Raw genomic sequence first — 3,039 nt, 5'->3', positions numbered from 1 at the left:
AACTGAAATGTTGAAGTTACTAACTTGTAGGTAACATCGACTGTTTGGGGTTGTATAGTCAAGTAATTAAGTGCATGTGGTGGATGCCTTGGCAGTCAGAGGCGATGAAAGACGTGATAGCCTGCGAAAAGCTCCGGGGAGGCGGCAAATATCCTTTGATCCGGAGATTTCTGAATGGGGGAACCCACCTACTTTAAGGTAGGTATTGCAACATGAATACATAGTGTTGCAAGGCGAACGAGGGGAAGTGAAACATCTCAGTACCCTTAGGAAAAGAAATCAATTGAGATTCCCTCAGTAGCGGCGAGCGAACGGGGATCAGCCCATTAAGTTATGTGTGTTTTAGTGGAACGCTCTGGGAAGTGCGAACGTAGAGGGTGATATTCCCGTACACGAAAGGGCACACATAATGATGACGAGTAGGGCGAGGCACGTGAAACCTTGTCTGAATATGGGGGGACCATCCTCCAAGGCTAAATACTCCTGACTGACCGATAGTGAACCAGTACCGTGAGGGAAAGGCGAAAAGAACCCCTGTGAGGGGAGTGAAATAGATCCTGAAACCGCATGCATACAAGCAGTGGGAGCACCTTCGTGGTGTGACTGCGTACCTTTTGTATAATGGGTCAGCGACTTATATTCAGTAGCGAGGTTAACCGTATAGGGGAGCCGTAGAGAAATCGAGTCTTAATAGGGCGTTTAGTTGCTGGGTATAGACCCGAAACCAGGCGATCTATCCATGAGCAGGTTGAAGGTTGGGTAACACTAACTGGAGGACCGAACCCACTGTCGTTGAAAAGCCAGGGGATGACTTGTGGATAGGGGTGAAAGGCTAATCAAGCCTGGTGATAGCTGGTTCTCCCCGAAAGCTATTTAGGTAGCGCCTCGGACGAATACCATAGGGGGTAGAGCACTGTTTCGGCTAGGGGGTCATCCCGACTTACCAAACCGATGCAAACTCCGAATACCTATGAGTACTATCCGGGAGACAGACTGCGGGTGCTAACGTCCGTAGTCAAGAGGAAAACAATCCAGACCGCCAGCTAAGGCCCCAAAATCATAGTTAAGTGGGAAACGATGTGGGAAGGCATAGACAGCTAGGAGGTTGGCTTAGAAGCAGCCACCCTTTAAAGAAAGCGTAATAGCTCACTAGTCGAGTCGGCCTGCGCGGAAGATGTAACGGGGCTAAAACTATGTGCCGAAGCTGCGGATTTGACATTAGTCAAGTGGTAGGGGAGCGTTCTGTAAGCCGATGAAGGTGTATTGAGAAGTATGCTGGAGGTATCAGAAGTGCGAATGCTGACGTGAGTAACGACAAAACGGGTGAAAAACCCGTTCGCCGAAAGACCAAGGGTTCCAGTCCAACGTTAATCGGGGCTGGGTGAGTCGACCCCTAAGGCGAGGCCGAAAGGCGTAGTCGATGGGAAATTGGTTAATATTCCAATACTTCTGTGTAATGCGATGAGAGGACGGAGAAGGTTAAGTCAGCCTGGCGTTGGTTGTCCAGGTGGAAGGATGTAGGTATGTATCTTAGGCAAATCCGGGGTACTCTATACTGAGATCCGATAGCAAGCTGTACTTGTACAGTGAAGTGGCTGATACCATGCTTCCAGGAAAAGTCTCTAAGCTTCAGTTACACAGGAATCGTACCCGAAACCGACACAGGTGGTCAGGTCGAGTAGACCAAGGCGCTTGAGAGAACTCTGCTGAAGGAACTAGGCAAAATGGTACCGTAACTTCGGGAGAAGGTACGCTGTTGTTGGTGATGGAACTTGCTTCCTGAGCTGACGACAGCCGCAGAAACCAGGCCGCTGCAACTGTTTATTAAAAACATAGCACTCTGCAAACACGAAAGTGGACGTATAGGGTGTGATGCCTGCCCGGTGCTGGAAGGTTAATTGATGGGGTTAGCGTAAGCGAAGCTCTTGATCGAAGCCCCAGTAAACGGCGGCCGTAACTATAACGGTCCTAAGGTAGCGAAATTCCTTGTCGGGTAAGTTCCGACCTGCACGAATGGCATAATGATGGCGGCGCTGTCTCCAGCAGAGGCTCAGTGAAATCGAAATCGCTGTGAAGATGCAGTGTACCCGCGGCTAGACGGAAAGACCCCGTGAACCTTTACTGCAGCTTGACACTGAACTTTGACCTTACTTGTGTAGGATAGGTGGGAGGCTTTGAAGTTGGAACGCTAGTTCCAATGGAGCCGTCCTTGAAATACCACCCTGGTAATGTTGAGGTTCTAACTCTGTCCCGTTATCCGGGACGAGGACCGTGTCTGGTGGGTAGTTTGACTGGGGCGGTCTCCTCCTAAAGAGTAACGGAGGAGTACGAAGGTGCGCTCAGCGTGGTCGGAAATCACGCGTAGAGTATAAAGGCAAAAGCGCGCTTAACTGCGAGACCCACAAGTCGAGCAGGTACGAAAGTAGGTCTTAGTGATCCGGTGGTTCTGTATGGAAGGGCCATCGCTCAACGGATAAAAGGTACTCTGGGGATAACAGGCTGATACCGCCCAAGAGTTCATATCGACGGCGGTGTTTGGCACCTCGATGTCGGCTCATCTCATCCTGGGGCTGAAGCAGGTCCCAAGGGTATGGCTGTTCGCCATTTAAAGAGGTACGCGAGCTGGGTTTAGAACGTCGTGAGACAGTTCGGTCCCTATCTACCGTGGGCGCTGGAAATTTGAGAGGATCTGCTCCTAGTACGAGAGGACCAGAGTGGACGAACCTCTGGTGTACCGGTTGTGACGCCAGTCGCATCGCCGGGTAGCTATGTTCGGAAGGGATAACCGCTGAAAGCATCTAAGCGGGAAGCCTACCTCAAGATAAGATTTCCCTAGGAATTTATTCCTCTAAAGAGCCGTTCGAGACTAGGACGTTGATAGGTTGGATGTGGAAGCATAGTGATATGTGAAGCTGACCAATACTAATTGCTCGTGAGGCTTGACTATACAACACCCAAGCAGTTGTATATGAAGCATCAATCGATTCATAAACATGCAAAGCAACTTGATTTAGTTGAATGCTTAGTTAAAATGAACAA

The 3,039-nt window shown here is 49.8% G+C and carries 1 rRNA gene; it reads left to right on the top strand.

What is annotated here, in order from left to right:
* Positions 1-56: 56 nt before the first annotated feature.
* Positions 57-2,947 (top strand): 23S ribosomal RNA (locus tag KTJ10_RS17920).
* The last annotated feature ends 92 nt before the right edge of the window (positions 2,948-3,039 follow it).

Origin of the sequence: Acinetobacter sp. WU_MDCI_Abxc222, from assembly GCF_025514755.1 — a bacterium.
GTDB lineage: Bacteria > Pseudomonadota > Gammaproteobacteria > Pseudomonadales > Moraxellaceae > Acinetobacter > Acinetobacter geminorum.
Note: the sequence above shows the minus strand (reverse complement) of the source record. Positions and strands in the feature narration are given on the sequence as shown.